This is a genomic window from Peptoniphilus indolicus ATCC 29427, assembly GCF_000227315.1.
GTDB lineage: Bacteria > Bacillota > Clostridia > Tissierellales > Peptoniphilaceae > Peptoniphilus > Peptoniphilus indolicus.
The window spans coordinates 188,568-189,974 of sequence record NZ_JH165061.1 but is presented as its reverse complement, the minus strand read 5'-3'; the positions used below and the strand labels follow the sequence as shown (position 1 = coordinate 189,974).

At 29.9% G+C, this 1,407-nt stretch carries 2 protein-coding genes; both read left to right on the top strand.

Annotated elements, in window-relative coordinates; all coding sequences use genetic code 11:
- Positions 1 to 183 precede the first annotated feature (183 nt).
- Positions 184 to 636, top strand: coding sequence for a thioredoxin-dependent thiol peroxidase (bcp, locus tag HMPREF9129_RS00825; protein WP_004819316.1), 453 nt, complete (start codon positions 184 to 186; stop codon positions 634 to 636).
- A complete protein-coding gene (gene yaaA, locus HMPREF9129_RS00820) occupies positions 636 to 1,385 on the top strand; it encodes a peroxide stress protein YaaA (RefSeq protein ID WP_004819314.1) in 750 nt (249 codons plus the stop codon). Before bcp ends, yaaA begins: the two co-directional genes overlap by 1 nt.
- Positions 1,386 to 1,407: the final 22 nt, after the last annotated feature.

Here is a 1,407-nt window from a genome sequence, read left to right as displayed (position 1 = left end):
TTGAAAATTTAGGTAGAGAAGAAAAAAATAAATTTGATAATGTTGAATACTATCAGCAATTAAAGAATTGAGATTTTGTAGGAGTTGTTTTCTTTGAGAATAGCTCCTTTTTATGTAATGTATTTTATGCAAAATGGGTAAAATACAATATAAATTAAAATATAGAATTTGGAGGATTGAAATATGTTAGAAGTTGGAGTAAAAGCACCTGAGTTTGAACTTGAAGACCAAAATGGAAAGCTACACAAATTAGAAGATTACAGAGGAAAGAAAGTAGTATTATATTTTTATCCTAAAGATAATACACCGGGTTGTTCGATGCAAGCAGTTGGATTTTCAGAATTAAAAGATGACTTTGACAAGAAAGATGCAGTGGTTCTTGGAGTGAGCAAAGACAGTGTTAAATCACACAAAAATTTTGAAGAGAAAAAAGATTTAAAAATTACAATTCTTTCAGACCCGGAGCTTAAGGCAATAGAGGCATACGATGTTTGGAAAGAAAAGAAAACTTTTGGCAAGGCATATATGGGAGTTGTCAGAACAACCTATGTAATAGATGAAGAAGGCAAAATTATATATGCAAATGACAAAGTGAAAGCTAAAGAAGACCCACAAAAAATGCTTGGGGAAGTATAATGCACATTATTATTTCACCAACTAAGAAGATGAGATACGTTGAAAATAATTTAGAAATAACAGAACCTGAATTATTAGAAGACACATTAGAAATTTTAAGTTGGTTAAAAGATAGAACATATTCTGAGTTAAAAACTATATGGCAATGCAACGACAAGCTTGCAGAACAAAATTACGAGAGAATAAAGAGTATGGAGTTAGACAAAAGAGTTACTCCAGCAATTTTAGCTTATGACGGGATAGTTTTTAAAACTATTGAACCTGAAAAATTTAGTCCAAAAGAAATAGAATATCTATCAGATAAATTGAGAATACTTTCAGGATTTTATGGAGTTTTAAAACCAACTGATGGAGTTGTTCCATATAGACTTGAAATGCAAGCAAAGGCAAATATTTTAGGTCATGATGATTTGTATGACTTTTGGGGAGAAAAATTATATAGCCAACTAAAAACGCCGATTGTAAATTTGGCGTCAAAAGAATATTACAAGGCCATAGAAAAATATTTGGGAGAAGATGATGTATTTATAACTTGTAATTTCTTTGAAGTTATAGAGAAAAAGCCGGTGCAAAAAGCCACTTATTCCAAAATTGCAAGAGGAGAAATGGTAAGATACATGGCTGAAAACAATGTTCAAGAAATTGAAAAGATAAAGAGATTTGATAAGTTGGGTTATAAATACAGTGAAGATAATTCAAGCGAGAGAGAATATAATTTTTATAGAGAAACAAAAAGTAAATATAAATAAACTTAAAGTTAAATAAATTGTT